Annotated in this window: 10 protein-coding genes; 5 read left to right on the top strand and 5 right to left on the bottom strand. The window is 70.3% G+C overall.

The window, feature by feature from the left end; genetic code table 11:
• The first annotated feature begins 178 nt into the window (after positions 1-178).
• Positions 179-5,266 (top strand): toxin glutamine deamidase domain-containing protein, encoded by a 5,088-nt coding sequence (locus APR03_RS03115; protein ID WP_253832630.1) that lies wholly within the window; start codon positions 179-181, stop codon positions 5,264-5,266.
• Between the two features lie 21 nt (positions 5,267-5,287).
• On the opposite strand, the gene APR03_RS03110 is transcribed toward APR03_RS03115, so the two are convergent.
• The 4 genes from APR03_RS03110 to APR03_RS03095 are packed head-to-tail and all read right to left on the bottom strand — an operon-like array spanning position 5,288 to position 11,643.
• Entirely contained in the window at positions 5,288-5,671 is a 384-nt protein-coding gene (locus APR03_RS03110) for a YbaB/EbfC family nucleoid-associated protein (protein ID WP_253832628.1), read from the bottom strand.
• Entirely contained in the window at positions 5,668-10,749 is a 5,082-nt protein-coding gene (locus APR03_RS03105) for a hypothetical protein (RefSeq protein ID WP_253832626.1), read from the bottom strand. The genes APR03_RS03110 and APR03_RS03105 overlap by 4 nt, the downstream gene beginning before the upstream one ends.
• Positions 10,750-10,801: 52 nt before the next feature.
• Positions 10,802-11,248: a WXG100 family type VII secretion target gene (locus APR03_RS03100; protein ID WP_253832624.1), complete on the bottom strand. Its 447-nt coding sequence runs from the start codon at positions 11,246-11,248 to the stop codon at positions 10,802-10,804.
• A gap of 2 nt (positions 11,249-11,250) precedes the next feature.
• On the bottom strand, positions 11,251-11,643 hold the full coding sequence (locus APR03_RS03095; RefSeq protein WP_253832622.1) for a WXG100 family type VII secretion target: 393 nt from the start codon (positions 11,641-11,643) through the stop codon (positions 11,251-11,253).
• 104 nt (positions 11,644-11,747) lie between these two features.
• On the opposite strand from APR03_RS03095, the gene APR03_RS03090 reads away from it, so the two are divergent.
• The gene (locus tag APR03_RS03090; protein WP_253832620.1) at positions 11,748-12,431 is read left to right on the top strand and encodes a hypothetical protein; all 684 of its coding nucleotides are present in this window, start codon (positions 11,748-11,750) and stop codon (positions 12,429-12,431) included.
• 23 nt (positions 12,432-12,454) lie between these two features.
• On the opposite strand, the gene eccCa is transcribed toward APR03_RS03090, so the two are convergent.
• Complete coding sequence (eccCa, locus tag APR03_RS03085; protein ID WP_253832618.1) at positions 12,455-16,468, bottom strand: type VII secretion protein EccCa; 4,014 nt, start codon at positions 16,466-16,468, stop codon at positions 12,455-12,457.
• Positions 16,469-16,688: 220 nt separating this feature from the next.
• Between eccCa and APR03_RS03080 the strand changes: the two genes are divergently transcribed.
• The 3 genes from APR03_RS03080 (at position 16,689) to APR03_RS03070 (ending at position 23,488) form a co-directional block, all read left to right on the top strand.
• Positions 16,689-17,468: a helix-turn-helix transcriptional regulator gene (locus APR03_RS03080; RefSeq protein WP_253832616.1), complete on the top strand. Its 780-nt coding sequence runs from the start codon at positions 16,689-16,691 to the stop codon at positions 17,466-17,468.
• A 186-nt stretch (positions 17,469-17,654) separates the two neighbouring features.
• Complete coding sequence (locus APR03_RS03075; RefSeq protein ID WP_253832614.1) at positions 17,655-17,963, top strand: DUF397 domain-containing protein; 309 nt, start codon at positions 17,655-17,657, stop codon at positions 17,961-17,963.
• Positions 17,964-18,016: 53 nt separating this feature from the next.
• A complete protein-coding gene (locus APR03_RS03070; RefSeq protein WP_253832612.1) occupies positions 18,017-23,488 on the top strand; it encodes a hypothetical protein in 5,472 nt (1,823 codons plus the stop codon).
• Positions 23,489-23,505: the final 17 nt, after the last annotated feature.

Here is a 23,505-nt window from a genome sequence, read left to right as displayed (position 1 = left end):
GTCGTCGAGGTACCTATCCGCCCAGAGTCCCTGCCCGAAAGTGCCTGTGTCGTGTGCCTCCGGACCGACAGCGCCGTTCGTGTCCGACGCTCGGGACAGGTCCGCGTTGAGAGGCAGAGTCCGCCCGGCCTCGCTCTGCCTGCTTCGTCCGCCGTCCGAGGCCGCAGGAGCTCCACGCATGCCCAGCGTCGACGACGTGCAGACACCGCCCGCCAGGCCCCTGTGGCGCACCTCGCGCCACAGCCCGGGCGGTGGAGATCCCGCCTGCGTCCAGGCCGGCGACGCGACGCTGAACCTCAGGGACGGATCGATCCGGTTGGGCGGACCGGACGAGCTGGGCCCGCTGGTCCTGCTGAGGGCTCCGGGCGGGCCGAAACCTCAGGCGGTCGCCGAGAGCTCGCGTGCTGCTGCCCGCAAGCCGGTGGCGGGCACGACGAGCTGGACCGGGCCCGGTGGCCTGCCCACGTCGCAGGAGTGGCTCGCCCGATCGACGGTCAGGACGGTTGGGTTGGTCACCGGCCGTTCTGCCGAGCTCAGGCGCATCGATGACGCCGTAGGGGCCGTGAACAACGACCACCGCTCGGTGGCCCTGCTCGGGGACCTGCTGGACAAGATCAAGCTCTGGAGGAACAAGGGCGGCGACAAGAACCCGCGCATCGCCGCGGTGACCCAGCTGGAGGGGGTCGTGCGAGGGCTGCACGACGAGGTCAGACCGATCAGGGACGCCGGAGACCTCGTCGCCCGCCTGCGGCGCACCTACTCGGCGGCTACACCCACGCAAGATCACATCCAGGACGTCTTCGGTCGACTGCGACCGCCGCAGCCCCCGAAGTTCCTGGTGGACGCCGAGAGCGGTACGCCCTATGACTACTCGGCCCTGTCCGCCGACGAAGGCGTCCACTTCCTGCGCAGCATGGACCTCCTGGCGGAAGTTGTCTCGAACTCCGACATGAACCCCCGCACGTGGGACATTCCTGAAGAATCGCACAGCGTCGTTCACCGCCGGAATGATCGCCGGTGGGCCCCGGACCCTGCTGCGCCGCTGCTCCCGACGCAACACGTCGAGATGCCCCAGGTCGTCCATGCCATCTGGCTCGGGTCGGTGCCGGCCCTGGACGGTGCCTCGAAGGTGTTCTGGCAGAACTTCCGGAGCAGTGCCTCGATCGGACGCGGGCAGGCGACGTTCGTCCTGTGGACCGACGTCACCCGGGACGAGCTCCAGGGTCGTTCCGACGAGATCGACCCGGACAGCCCGCGGGCCAGGCACCTCGAGCTGCTGTCCGTCGCCGCCGCAGAAGACGACATCGTGCTCGTCAACGTGGACGAGGTGTACAACGCGGCGCGCGCCGCACCCACGACGCGGCTCGTACAGATCGAACGCGCCAAGCGGTCCGGCGCGGGCTGGGCGGCGGCCAGCGACATCCTCCGGATCCAGATCGTGTCCGACTTCGGTGGTATGTACGTCGACGGAGGTGATCACGTGACCACCCTCCGCGACCTGTCGGCAACGGGGGTCGTGGCCAGCAAGAGCGCGTTCGCGGTCGACTACGAGGAGATGCCGGACGGGCGGGTCGCTTACCAGAACAACGCGCTGGTCGCGCCGCCGCACCACCCCCTGCTCGATATCCACATCGAGAAGCTGGACGAGCAGTACCGCCTCGACCAGGAGCAGCTCTACCTCGGGGCGCTCAGGCCGCCCACGGAGGCGGACGACGCGCTCCGCCTCAAGTTCAAACGGCACTCCGTGATGTACCGGACGGGACTGGACCTGACAGGGAAGGTCCTGGAGTCGGTGGGCTACAGCGGCACACACGTACCCCGCGTGCGCGGACTCGAGACAGCGCGGGGGACCGACGGCATGTCTTGGCTCCCCGGCAGCGAGGTGCGCGTCCGACACGACCAGACCCTGTCGTCCGGGCCGGCCACGCTCGCCTTCACCCAGGACATGGTCCTCACCGCCCTGCGCAGCCTCTCGCTGCGCGGCGGTGACCTGGACCTCTTTCTGCTCCAGGACGCGATCGCCCGCCACCCCCGGCCCGACGAGATCTGGGAGGGAGTGTTCGAGTTCCTCCGGTCAGACGATCATCTGCGCCCCCAGGTGCGTGCGGTCACCCGGAGTGAAGAGGCCTTGGTGGAGTCGCTCGACGTGCTCGACGACCACATAGCGAGCACCCACGTGGGCGCCACCGTCCAGCTACCCGGGCGCGTGCTGGAGATGCTGGAGCTCCTGCCGGGGCCGCCCACCGTCAGGATGGGGCGCCTGTCCGAGCCCGTGCGGCTGAGACCGTCCCAGCGGCGTGCCAACCCTGGTTCGTCCGCCGGTGTGCCGCAGGTCTTGGACACCGCTCAGCGTCCGCTTCCCGCGCCCCCGGAGCGCGTGGCCGAGTTCCGGTGGGAGCACAGACGGTTACGGACCGTGGCGCAGGACGCGTCACCGGCGGTGGCGGATACCCAGCGGCCGTGGCCCCTGATCGATCGTGCCGTGGCGGGAGTCACCACGCGCCCGTCGATCAACCAGAACGTTCTCGAGGGAGCTGACGACCTGGTCCTCGCCGAGGCCGAACGGTTCCTGGGGGAGCGTTTCCCGATGCTCGGTCACCTGAATCCCACGCGCGGCACGGAGAACTGCAACCAGGCGGTGGTCGCCGTCGACCACATGCTCGACGGGCGGCCGGACGTCCGGATTCCACCGACCGGCCCGAGCTTCTACGGCATGGAACTGCTCCAGCAACGCCACAAGGGCACGTTCGTCCTCGTCGAGAGCTACGACGAGGTGATCGACCGGATCCGCGAACGCCCGGGGAGCCGAGGCGTCGTGTACGTCGGGTGGGAGGACCGCGGCCACCTGTTCAACGTGGTCGACACCGAGGACGCCGTGGTCTTTCTCGACGGCCAGGTAGGCAGTCTCGCAGTGCTCCCCCAGGACGCGGCCTGGATCGGGCTCATGCGCTACCAGCCCGAGCCGGCCGCCGCCCCCGAAACGGTGGAGAGCCGGCCCCTCAGCCATGATCCCGTCGGCGCGGTACACCAGTTCTACGCCTCCAGGGCCGAGGCGCTCCTGACGCAGAGCCCGGTGGACGCGCCCGCGCTCTTCACGCTGCTCTGGCGCCAGTCGACGGTGGCCGAGGACCAGGAGACCGTGGCCGAGATCTTTCATCATGCCGCCGGCAGCTCTCTGGCAGGCCTCGTCGACGTGGCTGTGGCGGAGGGGCGGCTCTCCCCACCGGCCGCTCGCCACGTGGAGATGATCATGACTCGGCCCACCGGCCCCGGCACGCGCGCTACGAACGACGAGCTCGCCCGCCCGTACGAGCACGCCGCAGGTATTGCTCTCGCGACGGCGGAGTTCTTCCGGGACGCGGACAGAGTGGACTGGGTGCTGGGACAGCTCGCAGCACTGGACCGTGACCTGAACGCGCTGGCCAACATCCGACGGGCCTGGGGCGAGCTGGACACCTCGACCTCGCTCGAGGACGAGCTCGTCCGGAGATGGCCCGATTACGAGCACGTGTTTTACGACCTCCTGGGGCATGCCGACTCGAGCCCGGTCCCGTTCGACCAGCTCCGCGAGTGGTACCGACGACTGCCGTTCACGACGTTCGAGCACGTCGAGCACGGCACGGTGCCGGTGGCAGCCGAACACCCGGAGGACGGCTGCGACCTGCGCTCCCTGCACTGGTCGGCGCAGCTGCTGCGCTGGGGTGCCGAACCGCGGCAGGTCTTCGCGGCGTCCGCGGTCCTGAGGAGGCCCACCGTGACTACCCCGTACGCGCGGGGAGCGCGGCACGATGCTCCGGTTACCTTGGAGTGGTTCTACCACACCGCGCCTGTCGTACCGGGACAGCTCGATGACGGTCGCATTGTCCCCGTGGTGCTGGATCCCGCGCTCGACCGTGGTCCCCTGCTCCTCGAGGAGTGGACCGAGGCGATGGCAGTGCCGGCTGATGCCCGGTACATCGAGAAGGAGCTTCTGGACGCGCACGCGGACTTCGTCCGAGAGCGCGCCGCGGATGCGGCATCGTGGGAGGGCGATTACCCGGTGCGGCACACCGTGCTTCTCACCGACGGCTACACGGGGAGCTTCCCCAGGCCGGACACGAGCCAGACGGAGCTCATGAGGTCGTGGGACGAGGCGAACCATGCTGTCCGCGCGGAGGATGACCGACTGCAGCGCCACTGGGTCAGGATGGTGCGTCGGAACCTCGCCCGTTCCCTCTGGAGCCTGATGCAGTCCGCGGACACCGCCGACGAAGCCGCCTTGGACGGCCTGCTGGGGGACATGTACCGCACCGTCCAGCGGTATGGTCCGCTGCGCGGGTTTCTTGAGGGAAACGTCGACGTGGCCTGGGCGGCTCACGACCTTCTCGGGGTTGACCGTTATGCTCAATTCGCGAGCTTGTTCCCCACGGTTCCGCAGGACGAGATTCTCGTGGATGACATCTCGGTGTCAGGTTCTCCTGTCGACGAGACAGAACAGGACACCTTGTCCCCGATCACCCAAGGCATGCAGAGCCTGGATCTGGGCGATGGTGCTCACAACGACCACGCCGGTCTCCGTGAGCTCGCGCCCGCCAGCCCGGTCGACGGCACCTTCGTTGCGCAGCGACCCGACGCCCAGGCTACGGAGAACCCCCAGACGGTCCGATTCGATGCGAGGCGCTATCAGCTCCCCTCGGGGGAGTGGGTCAGCGAGGCGTCGGTACGGCTACGGGTGCAGCAGGGTCCGGGGGTCGGCGTCGAGGACGTCCGGTACTTCGCGGACGAGCTGGCCGCCGCCGTCCGGCAGCAGGTCAACGATCTCGGTCCGCGGCTGCCTGGAGGCGACCTCTTCCACCTGCATGTGGCGGTCGGTGACCAGCTCCACGCGGCGCACGCTGCCGCCACGGTCCAGGACCCGGCAGGGAGCGAGACGGGACGCGCGGCGATCGACCAGGCCGTGCACGACATCACCCGGATGGTGGTCGGGACCGACAGGGACCCGGGGGATGTGTCGAGCGGCGGGTCCTCGCTCAGCGCCGAAGACCTCGCCGTGATCTGGCAAGCGTTCGAGTCCCGACCGGAGGCGCAGGACAGCCCCCACCCCCTTGCTCCCCGCACGGACCGCCAGGGGCAGAGCATTCCCGCGCCCCGGACACCTCATGTCGTCACCGACCAGGACGGGACGCAGTGGGCGTCCGGGTCACGCAGCGCCCGCGACGCCCAGGGAAATGTGATCCCCGACAGCGAGCGTGCGTGCGTGGAGGTGGCGGTCGTGGCCCGGGCCTGAGCCCGGTGCCACGGTGCGCGGTCAGCGGTGCTGCTCGGGCGGCGGCACGTGGCCCGCCCCGCCGAACGGGCTCCCGTCCAGCCCGTCGAGCAGACCGCCGATCTGTTCCGTCACCGCGCCGATGCTCTCCGCGTGCAGGTCGCGCAGCGCGTCGATCGCGGTGTTGGTGGCGGCGACGACAAGGTCCTCGACGACGTCGGGCCGCGTCGGGTCGATCACCGACGGATCGATCCTCAGGGACAGCACGCGGCCGTCACCACCGACCGTCGCGGTGACCATGCCGGTCCCGTCGTTCCCGGTCGCCTGGAGCTGCTCGATCCGCTCCCGCGCCCTGGCCATGCTCTCCTGCATCTGCCGGGTCTGCGCCGCCAGGGCCTTGACGTCGAACTCTGGTGTCGTGCTCATCGTGGGGGTTCCTGTCTCTCGGTGCGGTAGGGAGCGAAGCAGACCGGAGCTGCCTCGACGCAGTAGACCGGGCCGCCGTCCTCGCGCGGGATGCTCTGCGAGGACTTCTGCCACTCGGGCTCTGCCTCGGTCGTCCAGAGGTCGGTCAGCCCGCCGGTGAACGCGTCGTCCGTCTGCTCTTCGTGGTCCAGCCATGTCTCCGGGAGGCCGGGCGGCGCCCAGACGGTGCGCAGCTCGTGGAACCAGTCCCTCCGGTAGCCGACGGCGAGCTCCTCGAGCCGGTCGGTGTCCAGGTCGTGGCCCCGGCTCAGCCTCTGGAACGACTGGCCGGCCTCGTGCAGCGACGTCGCGGCCGTCGCCTCGAAGGCGACCTGGTCCGGAACGTCCCTGGTGAGGCCGGACAGCACGGCCTCCCATCGCCAGGTCCGGGCGGTGAGGTCCGAGGCCTCCCCGGTGTGTCCGGCAAAGATCTGGGTGAAGGCTTCCTGTGCCCGGACGGCGAACTCGTGCCTCAGACGCTGCGCCTGATGGGTCGACAGGGGTGCCGCCGGTTCCAGACCGGCGAGATGCTGGTCGAAGTGCCTCTCCGCGACGCTGACCGCCCGCCTGCCGGCGAGAGCGACGGGGAACCACATGTCCAGGCGCTCCGTGGCCTGCCGGGAGAACAGGTGCCACTCCTGCAGCCTCGTTCCGAGCAGGCCGCGCGCGCTGCCCGCCGCGGTGAGGCCCGCGAACGCGTCGTCGAACCTGGTCGTGACGTCGGCGACGTAGGCGTCCACGACGGCCTCGCGCAGGACGGCGGGAACCGGGCCGGGCATGATGTCGAAGACCTTCACGAAGATCGGGCTGGGCACCGGTAGCGCGGACTCCCAGGCGCGTCCCATGGTCTCGCCCAGATCGCGTGCCTCGGCCACGGCAGCGGCACGCGCCGCCTCGAGGGCGAGCCGCACCGGCAGATCCTCGACCTGCCGGGCGAGCCATCCGTCCCAGTCCGGCGAGGCCTGCTCCGGGACGCTCTCGGCCGGGGCCGGCTGCGCGGCCGCCGTGGCGCGCAGCGCCCCGTCGAACTCCGCACGCAGCACCGCCGCGGCGGTCTCCGTCAGAGCAGGGTCCTCGATCTCGAAAGCGGCCAGCAGCGCTGCCTCGGGTGTCAGGTGCTCGTCTGCCGTCTCCTGGTGTGCGGTCCTGCTCACGATGCCGGCGGTGACCGAGTCCTGTGCGTGGTCGAGCGCCTCGTGGAAGCGTGCCCGCACCTGAGCCAGGTGCTCGGCGTGCACGGCGGCGGAACTGGAGTCCGGGTCGTGCAGGACGTCAGCGGCCGAGCCGTCGGTGGTCGGGAGGGTGGACGTCGCCTCCGCCACCGTGGCGGGGTACTCCTGCGCCGCATGCGCCAACGCCTCGCGGTAGGTGGCGTCCAGCTGCTCGCGTCGTGTCTGCCAGACGGCGCTCCGCCAGTCCTGCGACCGCGCGTCCGGACCCGCGAGATCGGTGTGGGCCGCAGCGCGCACGGCTTGCGCCTGCGCGCTGAAGTGGCGCTCCAGACCTGCCAGGGCGACGACCCCCTGGTTCGTGAGCGCGGCACGGAACTCGTCCTCCACGGAACTGATCTGCCGCGTGTACCAGATCCGGGCGCCCAGGTCGTGGGAGAGCTCGCGGCCCAGCTCCGCGTACCGGTCGTGGAACTCGCGGACGGTGTCCGCGATCATCGCGCTCTCGGCGCGGAGGCGTCCCGCGGCGTCGGTCACACCTCGTCGAAGTTCCTCGACCTGCGCGGCGTCGGCCGGGCCGTTCACGTCCATGGCGGTTCTCGCGTCGACGTACTGTTGTCGCAGGACATCGAGCCGGGCCGTGTAGAGCTCCTGGGCGGCTGCTCCGTGCGCGTAGGCCGGGTCGGTGCGCAGCGTCGAGCCGAACTCCTCCCCGTAATCCCCTTGTCCCGCCGGACGCACCGGCGGCTGGTCGCGGAGGGCTCCGAGCGGGCCATGAGCCTCCGCAGCCGTGGTGCGGGGCTCGCCGAAACCCTGGCGCGGTCCGCTGGACGACAGGGTTTGGCTGACGGGCTCCTCGCGGACGACCTGGATCTGAGCCTCGTCCATCCGGAAGGGCGATCCGGACGCCGCACGGTCGTCGGTCCGGGCCGAGTGCGCGGTCTCGTGCGTCTGCTGGTCACCGAGCGACGTGCTCCGGCCGGAGCTGGACTCCGCGGAGTCGGGCTGCCTGCCGAGGTCAGGGTCGATCCTGAGCGGCGTGGCCTCCGACCTGGTGCCCGTGACCGGTGCGTCCGCGTCCGGCCGCGGCGCGGGCCGGGGCGGAGCCTGGAGCGGGGACTCCTGTGCGCGGGCCAGGGTCGTGGCGAAAAGGTCCGCCCGCGAGGCCTCGTGCGCGAGCCACGCCCGGGAGTCGGCCTCCGCCGGCGCCCAGATCCGGTCGTACTGGGTGAGGGTGTCGGTGCGGAAGTCCTTCGCGATGTCGTCGAACTGCTTGACGCTCACGTCGTACCGCTGACCGCGCAGGTCGTCCGGGTGTCCGGCGAGGTGGTGGAAGTCGCGTGCGGCCTGCCCGAGCACGATGTCCTTCTCCAGCTCGTGCGTGATCCGGTGCGGCAGGGTCGACGCGAGGTCCTCGAAGCGCTCGTCCCAGGACAGCTGGCCGTCGGGCGTGAGGTCCGGGCCTTCGGGAGCTGCCGATCCGGGCTGCCGGGCAGCAGCCTCCCTGGCGCGGAACCAGTGGTCGTCCACGGTCGTCTCGATGTCCCGATTCCATGCCATGGCGAGGCGTTCCCTGCTGTCCTCGCTCACGGTGGCCTCGAGGGGTGAACGCTCCTGGTGCCGCGCCAGCGCGTCATCCAGGGCGCGTTGCCCCCGCTCCAGGGCGCGGGCACGGAAGCCGCTGTGCTCCAGACGTTCCGGGACGGTGCCCACCAAACCTTCGTTCGTCCGCTCCCACGCCCGGCCGAACCGTTCCGGCGGAGCGCCCTCCAGCTGCCGACCAAGGTCGTCGTGGTGACGGCGCAGGTCGCGAAGGAACTCGTGGCGGGCTCGGTCAGCGGCCTCCTCGCTGATCTGACCGCCCACACGCACGTCGTCCTGCCAGTCCGCGTGGGCGCGGTCGAAGTCCCGCCCGGCGTGCTCCACCTGACGTTCCTGATCACTCCGGTGGGCCAGGCGCGCGGGCAGTCCGGAGTGCAGGTCGCTGATCGACTCGTCCAGCGTTCGGGCGTGCTCGCCCGCAGGACGGCGGTTGCCAGCGCTCTGCCAGGCGAGGTCGGTCGCGGCCGTCACCTCAGCCCGCCCTGTCGCCCGGACGTGGGCCGCCGGTCCCGGGTCCCGGAACGCGACGGGCATGCCCGTGGCCTCGTCGTACCTCACGGCGTGCGCGCTCTCAGGAGGATCCGCCAGATAGGCGCCGCCGAAGAGGTCGTCGCTCCGGAATTGGTCGAGGGACCGGGTGAACGCGTCGTCGAACTCGTCGAGCAGCCGCTGGCGATGGGCGAAGTGTTCGAACCGGTCCCCGAGTCCTCCCCGCAGCCTCGAGAGCTCGGCGGCCCAGCCCGGGTCGGCGTCGGGGCGGCCGCCGGTCCGGTGCCAGGATGCCTCGAAGCCTTGCCGCAGGTCACGGTGGTAGCTCGCGTTCAGGTCGCGCAGCGTGGCCGGGTCACGCTCGATCAGTGCCGTGCCCTCTGGGTCCCGCTCCCGGAACCGGGCCTGCGTGGCAACGACATCCTTGTCCGGGCCGAAAGCCGTCGCCCAGTTGTAGCGTTCCTCCAGGTCGAGCCGGTTCAGGTACACGGCGTCCCGGTCATCCAGGAATGTCTGCCACTCGTCCCTCCTGAACGTGAGAGCCTCGGTGGTGCCGGCGTGCACGGCGGGGTCGTGCCCGCCGGCGTGCGGCTCTGGTACGGGGCGGGGGGCGGCACCGCCGATCACGCCGCCGTCGGCGGGAGGCGTCTCTCGGGTACCGCCGAACGGCACTGCCCCCTCACCACCGCTGCCCTCAGAGGGGGTCTCCCGGGCACCACCGAGCGGCACGGCCCACTCTGCGCCGCCGCCCTCCACGCGTATCGCAGCGGGGGCTACCAGGGTGAGGTTCTCGTCCTGACCTCCTGCGTCATGACGCCGGCCCCCTGCCCCGCCGGCGTCCGGGCTCGGCGCAGGTGTGGCCGAGCCAGAGCCGTGCGGCGGCGTGGCGGTGCGGCCGGACGGTACCGGGACCTGGCGCAGGTTCAGCTCGGTCGGGCGCACGGCTGGAGCCTGGTGCAGTCCGTCGTCGCGCACCGTGGGGACGAAGCCGCCGGACGCGGACCGCTGGGGCAGCCCGGGCGAACCACTCGAGGGCGCGGGCACCGTGACCCGAGGAACGCTCGTGTTCGGACCAGGCAGGTGGTTGCCTCGGAAACCGACGTAACCGACCGCTCCGAAGACACCGCCGAAGCCCGCGGAGAAGGCGGCGTCGATCGCGGTGGGCTTCCACGTCTCGCCCACCGCCCGGTGTGAGATGGCCTGGATCGCGAAGTCGACGGCGGTGTTGGTGGCGGCCCCGGTGATCGCCGCACCGATGTACCCGAGCCCACGTTCGGCGACGGCCCTCGCGCCCGGACCGAGCAGCGCGTTCGGGATCATCCGCGTGATGACCCCGGCGAGCCGCCCGACCGCCTGGTCGAGAATGATGAATGCCCGGCCGAAGAAGCCCACCGACGCGATCAGTGGGAACGCAAGCGTCAGGAGGGATCCGAACAGCCCGCCGAGGAAGGAAGCGAGGGCCAGCTTCTCCGCGCGCTCCTCCGCCTCCAGGACCTTGGCGGCGTAGTGATGGATCGCGCCGCCGATCTGGTAGGCGTTGTCACGGGCACCCATGAGCAGGGAGGTGACGCCGGCGATCGACGTGGCGTCGCCTGAGCCCTCTCCCCACACGGTGCGCATCGAACCCGCCGCGCTCCCGGACCAGTCCATGCCGGCCACGGCCTGGCTCATCGTCCTGGTGCGCTCGTCGAGCTCGTCGCCCAGCCTGATCCAGGCGTTGCCGAGCTCGTACATGGCGTAGTAGTCGACGCCGAACCCGTAGCTCGTCCCCGATGGCATGAAACCTCACGTCGTCTTGTCGGATCGCTTGTCTGGACGCCCAGCGGCGTCGTCACCAGTCCTGGGTGACCGCCGTCGTCCGGACGTCGGTGATGTCCTCGCGTGGTCCGAAGGAGGTCTCACCCTCGGAGCCGCCGCCCACGAGCCCCTGGCCGAAGGTCTCGAAGAACTCCACGAGCGATGTCTCGGTCCGTGCGAAGAGGTCACCGACCGTCGCCACACCGCTCGCGATCACCGCGAGCACACCGCGCTCGGGCGCCTGTTCGGTGCCGAAGAGATCCCACGAGATGGCCTGCCATCGTTGTCCGAAGTCCCGGGCCTCGTCCGCGCTACTCCCCGCCCAGCCCAGGCTGAGCTGGTCCAGGGTGTTCTCGATGGTCAGGAGCGAGTCGATGATGGTCTCGGTGTGCTCCCGGATCTTCCGTGCACTCGCCACCAGGCCGTTCGGGTCCACGGAGAACGACTCGACGGCGTCATAGTCGACGCTGGTATCAGGCATGTTCAGCGACCGTTCTGCTGGTTGTGCTGGGGGGACAGGTTTCGCGAGTTACGTTCCTCGACATCCCGGTAGACCTCGTACGAGTGCTGCATGCGTCGTGTCATCTCGGCCAGCAGCTCCTCGAGCTCGTGCGCTGCGTGCTCGAACCATTTCTGGACGTCCTCGTATGTCAGCGCCGCGGGGGTGCTCCACGCCTCTTTGGCACGGGCGAACTCTGTCTCGACCTGGCCCATGGCCGCGGTGATCGTGGCGTGCTCACGCCGGACCGCCCCGATCGCGGCGCGCAGCTGGCCGAGCTGGACGCGGAACTCCTCAGGGCTCAAGGTTGCGCTCGGCATGTGGCCGACCTCCGTCTTGTCGCGAAACTCATCCTCTTTGTCGACCACTCGTGCCATAAGAGGCACAGTGTTTGGTCTTCAAGATCGTTGATCTCGACCAAGAGTTCTTCGAACCTATAGTCGGCATGGTCAACCCCGATGCATGAGCAGGAGCGGGACGCATGCCCACTGATCCGAACGAATCCGTTACGCCGGTCGCGCCGAAGTACGCTGCGCCGTACGAACCCCCGGCAGAGTCCGGCGAGGCCCCGCCCGACCCGGACAAGGGCAAGGACCTGTGGTCCGGTGTTTCCCAGCTCGCTGTTCCCGACGAGTGGGCAGCAGGAGGTCCGTCCTTCAACGACGACCCCGTCGAGGCGACCGGGTCGGGTGACGCTCCCGAGCAGACGGCGCCGCCCGAGACCCCGCCCCTGCGGATGAGCATGGCCTCGGTCCGGGGTGGGATGTCCACGATGGTCGGGGAGCTGCAGGCACTGGTGTCCTCGTACCAGGCGCTGCGCAGCCTGGTCTTCGACACCAGGGACTCCGTGTTCGGTCAGCGCGCCACGACGACGGTCGAGGTCACGGCGCGTGCCGGTGGTGTCATCAAGGAGTTCTACGCGCCCACGTCGGCGGAGCAGATGTTCCGGACCCGTGAGGTGGAGAGCCAGATCAACGAACCCGCGCGGGAGTTCGCGGCGAGCATGAACCCCGTCCAGGAGAAGACGCTCGGTCAGATCGCCGACGCGATCCAGGCGGCCGGGCAGTTCGTCGCGGGTATCGATCGCGCCGGTCAGTCCTACGGCTCGGCCGACCGCAAGGCGCGGTTCCCTGAGCCGCCCGCCGGGTCGATCACCCGCACCTGAGTTCCCCTGCTTGGTGGTCATGCTCAGAGCTCCTCGAAAGTCGCCTCGTCGGGGTGGTCCAGCACGAGCTGGACCACCCCGGCGGCCTTTCCCCGCTGGACGAGCACGCCGCGCCCCGGCGCCTGCTGCGTGGCCCGCTGGTCGCCCAGGAGCGCACCCTCGCGCGGGTCGCCGGAGAGGAGCAGCCCGGCCGAACCGAGCTCGCGCAGGCGAGTGATGAGCGGGTCGGACATCACGGCACGGGACGCGCCGCCCACGCGCCGCGCGACCATGAGGTGGAGCCCGAGCTCCCTCGCCTGCGTCAGGTAGTCCACCAGCGGAGCGAGCGGGCCACGTTGCACGCTTCCGGACACCAGGTCGTAGTCGTCGACCACGACGTAGAACTCTGGTCCGGTCCACCAGCTGCGCTCACGGAGCTCCTGCGCCGAGATGTCAGGCGGGGGCAGCCGCTCCTTGAGCTTGGCCACGACCTGCTCGACATAGGCGGCGGCGAGCTCGGGGTCGCCCGCCTGCGCACCCACGTAGGGGTCGGGCACGGCACCGAGCAGGCTGCGGCGGTAGTCGATGACGACGAACCGCACCTCCGTCGCGTCCCGACGCGCGGCGATCGCGCGCATCCACGTGCGGAGAAAGGACGATTTTCCCGAACCGCCGTCACCGAAGACCAGGAAGTGGGAGTCCCCGGCTTCCAGGTCCACGGACACAGGCGCCAGGTCGAGCTCGCGCAGCCCGATCGGGACCTCGCTGTGCGGGCGAACCTGCCCGTCGGCGAGCACGGCACGGTCGAGCTCGGCAGGGCCCAGGAGCTTCGGCAGCACGCGTAGGGGACCGGCTGTCTCGCCGCGCCACGCGTCGGCAATGTCGCTGACCAGGGCGTCGAGCACCTTGCCAAGACTCTCCGCGCTCGAGTCCCCGTCCAGCCGTGGCAACGCCGCGTGGAACACGAGACCCGGGGAGACGATGCCCCGCCCCGGGGTGGCCGCACGCATCTGTCGTGACGCCTGGCGGCTGACCTCCGACTCCGTCGGCTCGTTCAGGCGGAGCTCGAGCCGGCCCCTGATGTTGTCCCGCAGGTTCGGGCGCACCTCGGCCCAGCGATTGGCCGTGAGCAGCAGATGGATGCCGACGCTCAGACCGCGCGACGAGATCTCCTGCACGAGCGCCTCCGCCGAGTCGTCCGCGGCGCGGACCGCTCCCCAGTTGTCGATGACCAGCACCACCTCCGCGACCGAGACGCCGTCGGGCAGCAGGCCCTCGTCGCGCCGTCGGCGCAGCTCCTCCATGGTCGAGACGCCCCACTCCTCGAACAGGCGCTCCCGTTCGCCCACGAGCTGGTGCACCTCGCTGAGCGCCCGGCGCGTCCGCTCCTCGTCGTGCCTGCCGGCCACGCCTACCACGTGAGGTGCGCCCTGCAGGACCTGGAGCGAGCCACCGCCGTGGTCGACGCAGTAGAACCGCAGCTCGTCGGGTGTGTGCGTGAGCATCGCGGCGATCAGGGCCGTGCGCAGGGTGGTGCTCTTGCCGCTCTGCGGTGCACCGACCAGGGCCACATGCCCGTGTGCTGACAGATTCAGCATGAGGGGCCGTTGCGACTGTTCCGCCGGCACGTCGACCACACCGACCGGGAAGGACAGCTCGCCGAGCGGCCAGGCCGTGGCCTGGAGCCCGCGCCCCTCCGGCTCGGCGGCGACCGGCCCGAGGATCGCGTCGAGCGGGATGAGGTCCGGCAGCACGGGCAACCAGATCTGGTGCACCGGTGTGCCGAAGCGGCGCAGCTGCTCGACCGCGACCTGCATCTCGGTGCGCTCACCCGGTCCGGGACGGTCGGGCTCGACCGTCTGGAGCAGCTCGCCGAACATCGCCTGGGCGGCGGCGTCCTCCGCGGTCCTGAGGCCCAGCTCGACCGGGGGCTCAGGCGGGCCGCTGCTGGCCTCGGCGTCCTGCGGCCGTGGCCGGTACGGGCGGGAGACGTGGGCCACGCGGAAGCGTTCGTAGACCGACTCGTCGACCTTGAGGTACGCGGAGCCCGGGATGGATGGGAGGCGGTACGCGTCCGGGGTGCCGATCACCGCCCGGCTCTCGCCCGCGCTGAACGTCCGGAGCGCGATGCGGTACGAGAGGTGTGACTCGAGGCCGCGCAGGCGGCCCTCCTCCAGCCGCTGGCTGGCGAGCAGCAGGTGCATGCCCAGGCTGCGCCCGACGCGGCCGATCTGGACGAACAAGTCGGTGAAGTCCGGCCGCTGCGACAGCAGCTCTCCGAACTCGTCGACGACGATGAGCAGGTAGGGGAGCGGTTCGAGCGGTTGCCCGTGCACGTCCGTGCCACCGGCGGCCTGTCGTACCTGGTAGTCGCGCAGCGAGTCGACGTTGCCCGCGTCCCGCAGCATGTTCTGTCGTCGCTGCTGCTCGCCGTGCAGAGCAGCGTGCATCCGGTCGACCAGAGCAAGGTCGTCGGCAAGGTTCGTGATCAGGCCCGCCACGTGCGGCAGCTCTGTCACCCCGGCGAACGTGGCGCCGCCCTTGAAGTCGACCAGCACGAAGCTGAGCACCTCGGGCGAGTGCTGCATCGTCAGTCCCGTCACGAGGGTTCGCAGGAACTCGCTCTTGCCCGAGCCGGTGGCACCCACCGCCAGCCCGTGCGGGCCTACCCCGCCCTGGGCGGACTCCTTCAGGTCGAGCACCAGGTCCTCGCCCGTTCCGGTCACCCCGATCGGTACCCGGAGCAGCGTCTCGTCGTCCGGCGCCTTCCATCGGGTGCGCGGGTCGACGTCGGCCATGTCGTCGAACCCGAGCATCTCCGGCAGCGCGACCGTGCGGGAGAGCACCTGCTCCTGCTCGCCGGAGAGCTGCAGCGGTGCGAGACCTCTGGCGATCTGCTCGCACAGCACGACTCCCGGCCGGTCGGCGACGGCGCCGTCGACGCCGCTGTGCAGCGCGGGCGTCCGGCTGGTCAGGGTCAGGCCGCCCTGCTCGTCGACGCGAGCCCGGACGTCGACCCGCTCGGGCTCCTCGTTCTCGCGCTCGACCAGGCAGACCACGCAGATACCGGTCCCGGGTCCGGCCTCGGCCACCAGCCGCCCCACGACAGGGTCGCGCGCCCAGTCAGCGCCCGGCCGGTACCCGTCCAGGACGACGACCAACCGGTGCTCCGGACCTACGTCGCGGAAGCCCGACATGGGCCCGGTGCGTTCGGCCCGGCGTGTGGTCGCTGTCGACACATACTCGTCGAGGAAGCCGCTCAGACCGTCGAACGTCTCCGCGACGAGCGGGACGACACCCGCACCGCCCGGACGGGCATCCTGTTGGTTCGCGTGGGGCAGCCACGTGGTCCACTCCCAGCCGGCAGCACCGTCCGTGTGCACGGCCACGGTGACGTCGTCCGGCGCATGGAGCACGGCCAGCTGGGTGAGCAGTGTGTGCGCAAGGTTCCGGGTCTGCTCCCGCGGCCCCACCAGGCTGACCACCCCGGAGCCTGCGAGGTCCAGCCACGCCGGCCGCCTGTCGGCGCGGGCATGCTTCTTGACCAGCGAACCGGCCCAGCCGTCCGCCACGGGGTCGTATTCGGTCATCGGATCGCTGCGGGGGTTCATGGCGATCTGCATCGCCGGTGGACCGTCACCGGTGCCGAGACGGACCTTGAGGAAGTCGTCGTCCCCAGGCCTGCGCTCCCAGACGCGACGACGCCCGGTCGTGATCGCCCACAGCCGCACGGGGCTGGGGTGGCTGAACGCGTCGGCGACCCGCTGGGCCGTGAACGAGGCACGAGCCTGCCGGCGGATGCCTGCCAGGTACTCGTCGTAGCGTTCGCGCTGCCGGTCCCGCGCGTTGCGGGCGGAGCTGCGCTGCTGCCAGCGGATACCGAACGTCAGCGCGATCGAGACCACCACGATCGTCACACCGAGCATCACGAGCCACGGGTTGCCGTACGTCACCATGTACGCGGCCATGCTGATGCTGCTCAGCAACGGCAGCAGCACGTAGAGCCACGTGTTGGAGCCGCCGCTGTCGGGCTTCTGCGGCGGCAGGGTGAGAGTCACCCTCTGCTCCGGCACCGTCGGAGCGATGATTCGTGCGGGGCGGTGGAAAGCGATCCTGCTCATCGCGAGTTCTGCATCCTTAAGAGGGTGGGTGCGCGGCTGTGCGAGAGGTGTACCCGCACCGGTGGCTGGAGCGGCGTACCTGTCTCGTGGGCGACATGGCGCGGCACGCGCCAGAGCAGGCTGGCACCTGGGCGGGGCACCGGCCACGTCCTCGTGCATGAAGTGTCCGATCGGCCACAAAGCACAGCCGTTCGGGCACGAGGTCGCCCGATCCGGGCGGAACGGCCAGATCCGAAGCGATCGGCGGCGACGCAACGGCTACGCTTCGGCTGTTCAACTCGTCAACCTCTGGTCACCTGAGAGGCGCGGACCCACCATGACAGTTCCCCGGAAGATCGCGGTGGCTCTCTGGACCTCCGGGCGGGCAGCGGACGAGGGCGTGGGGGCATGGTTCGACATGCATCCACGGTTCGTCTGCCTGCCGTTCCGGGAACGTCCCGACGCCGACGTCCTGCTCTTCATCGCACCGCAGGCGGCCGGACGCGCGATCGCGGCCATGGGAGTGGCTCCGGGCAGCGTGACGCGCCCGTCCGTGCTCGTCACCGACCGGCTCAGTCCCCGCCAGGTCACGGAGGCCACCGACCGCGGCATGGCGCGCTTTCTCAACCACGGTGTGACCGGCATGTCCGAGGTGGCAGAGGCACTGATCGCGGTGGTCGCAGATGCCGGGGCCCAGGGCGCCGGGGGCTTGCGGAGCTTTCAGGAGGACTCCGCGGGAGAGTCGTCCGGGCTGGACGTCGCGGGCGCCGTCCTGTCACCGCGCGAGATCGAGGTCTTCCGTCGTCTCGCGGCCGGCAGCAGGATCGCCGAGATCAGTGCCGACCTCAACTACTCCGAGCGAACGATCAAGGGCATCGTCCACGAGGTCGTCAACCGCTTCGGTTTCAGGAACCGGGTGCAGGCCGTCGCGTACGGCATCCGCACCGGTGCGTTCTGAACGCAGGAGGCGGGTAGCGGCGGTGCTGCCCCTCCGGGCAGGTGCGCTGCTCGAAGGGGCGGTGCTGGTGCGCTTTCCCGCAGGAACGATGTGCGGCGACCCGATGATGTGACGGGCGGCGCGCCGTGTGCGCTGCGCGCCCCAGACCAGAGGGACCAGCCCAGGACGGTGGACATGCGCGGGATCGTGGAATCGGCAGAGGTCGTGTTCGTGGACGGTGACGACGTGCCCGTCACGCACAAGCACGCCGAGTACATGGTGGTCCTCCGGGACGCGGACGACCCCGACGGCGTGGCGCTCTACTACACCCCGGACGAGTGGGAGGCCTTCGTCCTCGGGGTGAAGGACAGCGAGTTCGATGACCTGGCAGAGATCGCGGCTGTGCCGCCGACCGATGCTCCGGAGCGGCCGGCGGAAGACGGTGCAGCACCGGAGCGCACGTTCCCGTGGACGGGGCGCCCGGGTCTGTTCGAGGGCAGCCGCACGCAGTCCTGATTTTTCGCAGCCGATTCCCATAACACCCCTCGCCCCGATAAAGGAGGACCACCGTGAGGAATGCCTGGCGCAAGTCGAGCCAGAGCGCTGACGCGTGCGCAGAGGCCACGGTGCTCGACCTGACCGTGCGAGGCGGAGCCGTCGTCGGCATGTCGCCCGTGCCGCTGCGCGGGGCGAAGCTCGACGACGCGGTCTCCGACACGGTCGCTGACGTCGTCGGCGACGGAATCCCTACGACGGTGCATGACGCCTGGGACGCCTTTGCCGCGCAAGACCCGAAGAGCGCCGACGGACTGCTGCTGGAGGCCCGGCAGCTCTTTCGGGCCAAGAAGGACGAGGAGATCCTCGACGAGCCCGCCGCACGAGACCTTGCGATCAAGGCGGCGTTCGGGGCGCTGACCGACGTCGATCGCAAGATGCCACTGGTGAGCCAGGCGGAGCTCCTGTACAACCAGGTGCTCGCTGGCCGACGGTACCTTGCCGACGGCGGGAATCCAGTTGACCAGCTCATCGCTGCCCTGCGTTCGGTGAACAACGTCCGAGCATTCATGAACCCGGCAGAGCGGCAGGTCATCGACGGCATCGAGAGCGGTGTGATCGCCGTAACAGCAAACCAGGCGGCCGCGCTGCGACAAGCTGGTATCGCTGCTCATTCGGTTCTGTCCCTGACACCTCAGCAGACCCAGTATGCGGGGGCCGGGCAGTGGTCGTCCGGATCCTCGTACGCCCCTCAGCAGGCATATGCTCCTCAGCGGGTATATGCCTCCAGCAGCGGAGGCACTTCGTCTTCCCAGCAGAGCCGCGTACCAGCGCTGTCGCCGCAGATGATCGATGCGCGCTACAGGCGTCTCGCTCCGGATCTCTCGACTCTCTTGGAGCGCCTGGATTACGCGGGTGACATGCGGGAGTTGGCAAATGGCATCAATGCTCATCACTACCTCGTTATGGATGAGCGCGACGCCCACGGGCGGCTCTCCAACCGTGCCATGCAAGCCTACGAAGTCGGACGACAGCGCTTTGTTGATGCTGAGATGAGCGCTATTCTCGGCCGTTCGTCTGTTGTTGCGGAAGGTATCTCTGACAACGAACTCAGGAATTTGCCGCGGGAACAAGTGTTCTGGCATCCTGAACTGGAATCGTATCTCGAGCGCAGCAATCTGGGGCACCACTTCGACAGAAACGGGGCTTTGGAAGTCTTTCGGGAGCAAATCGGACCTTTGCGCGTGAACTTCCACCGTGAGCGACGATACGATCCTGTGGTCCAGCGCAGCCAGCAACGGATGAGGAACGCCGTGATAGCGCTGCAGCAGCGCGGATATCAATTTCAGGAGGCGGAGCTCCAGGTTTACCTCCCGAGATACGCGGACCGAATCACGGTAACCCGTTCGAGGGGTACTGGTCGACCTGTCGATATCCGGCGGGAGGTGATCGTAGGCAATTCCCACACCCACTTCGTGCCACCAAACAACATTCTCCTGATGCCGCGGTCGGGTGTTGAATTTCCCGTGGGATTTCAAAGGTCAGGCGATGTGGCTGACCTCGGTGTATATGACAGAGTGGCGCACATCGCGGAAGCTGGAATTGTTCATGAGGTGGCGCATTTCTTGCACTACCAGAACAATCCCCGGGCGATGGCCGACCTTCTGAACACTGCGCTCATCGATGATGAGAACACGGAGATTACGGGAGAGGTCAGCGCTTATGCGAGTGAGAATCCTGCCGAGTTTGTCGCGGAATATGTGACGGCGACTCGGTACGATATGGGATTCGATCCTGAGGTGCGCCAGGCGCTCAGCGCTCTCAACGCTGCGTTCGGTGGGCCCGAGCTTGTTCCTGGAGCCGTCCCCCTACGCGCCCCGAGCCTGACCGCAGCGGAACTCACGTACCTTCGGCCCTTAGTGGTTCGCGAACTTCGAATGCGGGGTCATGATTTCGTTCCGGACGACGGGCAGCTCCAATGGGCGCAGGCGCGACTGCGCGGGTTTGCACAATGGGCCGTCCATGACGAACGTGCGGGCGCCATCGCTCATGTGTTCATGGAGTCGCTAGCATCCAGCACCAGCGGGACGGGCACCTCGCGGTCTGTCTACGGTCCCTATTACCCGCAGGTGCGGATGACCGACGACTCCGACGGGCGTCGGAACGGCTTCGGCACGGTACTCGAGAGCGAGCGTGCCAAGCAGAATCCCGATCCGACAACGGTCGCCACGCTGGAGCGGTTCGCCGCCCAGTGGTCGGGCAGTCCGCAGGACGGAGCGAGCATCGCCCGCTCCACCGGTTCCACGGGCGAGGCCGCGGCCCGGGTGGCGCCGCTCGCGGCGCTCGACGCGACCCCCAGGGGGTTCGAGCCCGCACCCGTCGAGGCCGAGCGCCAGCAGGTCGTGCCGCCGGAGCCGCTCCGGCCCGAGCCGCTGCGGCCCGTGGCCGAGCACCCGGAGGGCCTGTCGTACGGCGTCAACGGTGCCCCCGCCGGCGTCGGCTGGACGGTCGCCCGCTGGGCCCGCTCCTGGGGCATGTCGTTCGTGCCGGGGGGGCCGCTGCCGTTCCTCGACGCCGTGCTGGCCGGTGCGGGTGGTGCCGTCACCCTGAGCGACCGTCCCGTGCGGGACGTCGTCAGGCTGCGTGAGGAGCTCGCCGACCAGGTGCGGGCGGACACGCACACGCCCACGGAGGACCTGCCCTGGTGGCCGGCCGCTGCCGAGGCCTACCGGTCGGTCACCCGTGAGTGGATGGCGGCGGGCGACCCGGACCATGACCTGGTGCAGCTCGACCGGACGATCGAGGCCGCGTTTGAGACCGGCGAGGCGCGCCAGAACATCGCGGCCGTGCTGGTCGACCGTTCCTCGGACGCGGCGTCCGACACGGGGTACTGGGACCGACTGGCCGATCAGGTGCTCCCCTCCGTGGTCAGCCACTACCTGGGGCGCGACCTGTTCGTCGTGGGCGCGGACGGCCAGGCACGCGCCTACGGCCCGCTCACAGGTCCGGCCCTCGACGGTGCCCGGCCCGCGGTGGTGATCGTCGAGGCCGCCGACGGGGGGCACGCGCGTACCGGCTGGGCCGCGGCCGTGCCACGCGACGCACGGAGGGCCTTCGACGGCCTGTCGGGCCACCAGGTCGCCTGGGCGATGGGCGCCGGGCTCCGGGTGCTCGGCGCCCCCGCGCAGGGCGCGCTCGGTGTCGGCTTCCTGGACGCCGTCGGCCTCGTCCTCCCGCCGTCCGAGCACGAGCGGCTCGTCGCGGCGCTCGGCGGCCCGGCACCCGCCTCCGGCACGCTTGACGACCGGTGGCCGGCGCTTGCCGCCGAGCAGCTCGACGTCGCGCTGCGCGTGCTGGATCGTGACGGATCGGTCCGCGACCACGGTGACCCGGCATCGGGTCACGTCACCCTGGCCCGGACCGCGGGGAACGCCTGGGTGGCGCTGGCCCCGGCCCGACAGCCTCAGGACGCGGCCGCCGCCACCCGCGTGGCCGACGTCGCGGGTGCTCCGGCGTTCCGCGCGCTCGAGGATCTTGTGGAGGACGACCGGCTCGTCGCCGTACCACCCGTCGCCGAGCAGGACCCGGCGTCGACGGTACTCAGTCCCGACCAGCAGCGCTGGGCCCTGAGCCACGGGCGTCAGGTCACCGTCCCGCCGGGAGACGACGTCTTCGGTGCCATCCTCCAGGCCCTGGACGGCGGCCTGCCTGTCGGGCAGCGCATCGTGACCGACGCCCAGGACCTGCGCGCGGCCGTCGTGGAGGCAGGCCGGCGCGAGCGGGACGACGACCTGGACCTCTGGCTGACGATCTACAGCGTCTACGCCGACCACTACGCGCGTCGTACCCGGGCACCAGGACAGGCGGCCGACGACCTGCGGCTCGCCGCCGACATCGACGCCCGGGTGGACACCGGTGCGGCCATGGACGACATCTTGGCGAGCATCACAGACCCGGCGTCATGGCCGGAGCTCGCCGACTCCGTGGCGCCATTCCTGCTGCAGCTTGTCGGCGTGGCCGTCCGGGTGGTTCGACCGGACGGCAGTCTGGACCGGTACGGCCAGGGCAGGCCCGCCTATGTGGCCTCGGTCCCGGACGACACCACGGCTCCCCGGACGAGCGGCCCGGGGGCATGGGCCGCGCTGCCCTCCCAGGCGTTGCACTTCCCCGCCATGTCCCCGCTCAACGCGCTGATGCCGGCGAGCCAGCAGGCTCCTGGCGCCCTGGACTCCTGGCTGCGAGAGCACCAGGCCGCCCTGGGGACGGAGGCCGCCGGACCCGACGGATTCTTCGAGGCGGTGCTCGACGCCGTCGGGGGCCGCCTGACCGGCGGTGCGATCGACGCGGGCAGCGCCGCCGAGCTCCGCGCGGCGCTCAGCGACCACGCCACCGACAGCGCCGCACGGACGATGCCGTCGTTCGTCCGCGCGGTGTACACCTTCGAGTCGGAGGCGCGCATCGTCGAGCACCACTTCGACGGCAGTCCCGCGCTCGCCGACGCGCGGGCACTGCACGACCAGATCGCCGAGCATGTCCGCTCTGGTGACGCCTGGCACTACATCGCGCAGGCCCTCGCTGGCCCGGGGGACTGGGACGCCCTGACGACGGCGCTGGCCCCCGCCCTGCTCGCCGAGCGCGCCGGCGTCGACCTCGTCGTCGTCGGCTTCGAGGGGCAGGTCGCCCGTTACGGTACGGAAGGCGGTCCGCGCGTCGTCCTGGCCCGGGGTGCGGGGCAGGTGCCCGCCTGGGCGCCGGTGCGCCCATCGGCCCGGACTTCGGAGGAGGCTGCCGCCCAGGCGCCCACCACCGTCCGTACCCTTGACACGCTCTTCACCGACGTGGTCGAGCGCGTCGACACCACGGCGACCCCGTCGGGTCAGGTGGGCGAGGCGGTCCTGGACAACGCGTCCGACGAGGGGTCCCTCTACCGGGCGATCCTCGACGCCGTCGGGGGCGGTCTGCTCGTCGACCGCGACACGTACGTGGACACGCCCGAATGGCTCCAGATCGCCCTCACCGGCCTGGTCGTCAACCACCCGGAAGCTCTCGGCCAGGAGGCCAGGGACGCCATCCGGCGGGAGACCGGCCGGTCCGGCACCGAGAGCATCCTCGAAGCGCTGTGGACACCAGAGGCCCGGGACGCCGACACCGTCGGGGCCTACCTGGTCGGGCCGTACCTCGGCATCGCGCTGCACGCCGTCACGCCCGAGGGGCGGACGGTGTACGGCGATCACGGGCGCCGGGTCGTGCTTGCCCCTGCGGAGCGGCAGGACGGTACGTCGGGCTGGGCCCCGCTCGCCGACCGCAGCCACGACGGACCCGTCACCGCGCGGGCCTCGCGCTCCCAGCTCCCGGCGCTGCCCGTCCACCGGGCGCACGTGCTCAGCCTGAACCAGCGGTCCCGGCAGACGGCCAAAAACCCGCAGGGTTTCCAGCACGTGGCGCCGGGCAAGAAGGTGTCCGAGGCGGGCTGGCACAAGAGCAGCTACAGCGGCGACTACTGCGTCACGGTCTCCGTCGTGGCGTTCTCCACCACGGGCGCCTGACGCGTCCGCCTTCATAC

It is taken from the genome of Promicromonospora thailandica (genome assembly GCF_024171955.1).
GTDB classification, from domain to species: domain Bacteria; phylum Actinomycetota; class Actinomycetes; order Actinomycetales; family Cellulomonadaceae; genus Promicromonospora; species Promicromonospora thailandica.
This window is presented reverse-complemented; position numbering and strand designations above follow the sequence as displayed.